This is a genomic window from Lacticaseibacillus sp. 30, from assembly GCF_053819265.1.
In genome coordinates, this window is sequence record NZ_JBSOQX010000067.1 from 1 (window position 1) to 1,270 (window position 1,270).

1 protein-coding gene and 1 pseudogene are annotated in these 1,270 nt (G+C 46.4%); one reads left to right on the forward strand and one right to left on the reverse strand.

The window, feature by feature from the left end:
- Window positions 1-368, reverse strand: a 368-nt coding sequence (locus ACWPAB_RS15290) for a hypothetical protein (RefSeq protein WP_455692709.1), incomplete at its 3' end; no start/stop codon positions are given.
- A 503-nt stretch (window positions 369-871) separates the two neighbouring features.
- Between ACWPAB_RS15290 and ACWPAB_RS15295 the strand changes: the two are divergent.
- A pseudogene (locus ACWPAB_RS15295) lies at window positions 872-1,270 on the forward strand (DNA/RNA non-specific endonuclease); the annotation flags it as partial.

The window sequence follows — 1,270 nt, forward strand, 5'->3', positions numbered from 1 at the left end:
GATCGTGTCTTCGGAGAAAGTTGACTTAGTAACTGGTCAGATACAACCGCCGTCAGTTTGCTATCACCTAGCATGAGCGCTGTCACTAACAGCTTCTTTTCATCGTGATCTTGATTAGGCGTAAGTAGGAAGTCTTCGGTAACGTAATAAAGTGTTTCGCAACCGTTGGCATAAAAGGCTAGGCGTTGGTTGCCGTATCGGTCTCTCTCAATTTGACTGGTCGTTTGACTTTTAACAGCAATTTCTTGAATGTAAGGACGTAAACCCTCACTCAATTTATCTTGGTTTCTTTGTCCGTTTGGCCAACTGTCAAAAACACTCTCCTCATCGTCTTCAATCATTGGCAGGTAAAATGGTAATTTTTTCATGGTCGACACCCTTTCTACCGGCGGTTTTTTGAAGCCGCCTTTGATGTAACAGGCACACCAGCTACGGCAGAAAACGCAAGGGTGAGCGTAGCGAAAGTGACAAAAATTTGTGGAGTGATCTTTGCGGAACAAAATTTTGTCCGGCCCTTGTTTTTTCTGCTAGAGCTGCTTAGGAACTTGTTCCTTAGCGGCTTTGTTGCTGGTTGAATGCGAAATCAAAGCCAGGCAAAAACCGGCAGTAGAAAGGCACCTGCGGGCTTGCCCGCGTGGCGGCACGCCACAAGTTTTATGCACAACTCTTGCATGATCTGCACGATAGCTGGCGACCGGCAACCAATGGGGTTTAGGTACAGACTGAACTTGCCAGTTACCTATCCTTAAACGACAAGACGTTGCCGGGGCGTGCGGGTCGGCCTAGGGCCCGCCGCCCCTACGCAAACTAAGCCTTACTGAGCGTTATTTGCTCAGCAAGGCCACCACAACGAATCAGAAAGGACTTCAATATGAAATTAACAACAAAATGGTTTTTAGCCCTCAGTACAGTATTAGCAATTAGTATCAGTGGTTGTTCAGCCGCTCAAGGATCGAACACAAGTCAATCAAGTACAACCAAATCCGCTGCTTCCTCTGCTACATCGACGAGGACTACTGAGACTGCGCAGACAAACAGTGATCTTGCCAACTTGCCATTTGATCTGACAAAGTACCCGCAAAACTACACAACGGTTAATCAGAATGTCCCAATTTTTGAAAATGGTTTTAAGCAAACGGTAGCTGCCGCGCAAAAAGCAAAAACAGCACGCGCTCAAACTTACTTTGACAGTTTAGATGACTTGGGTAGAACACAAACGGTCTCTGCCATTATTACTTACGGTATGATGCACAGTCACGCAAGCTCTGTG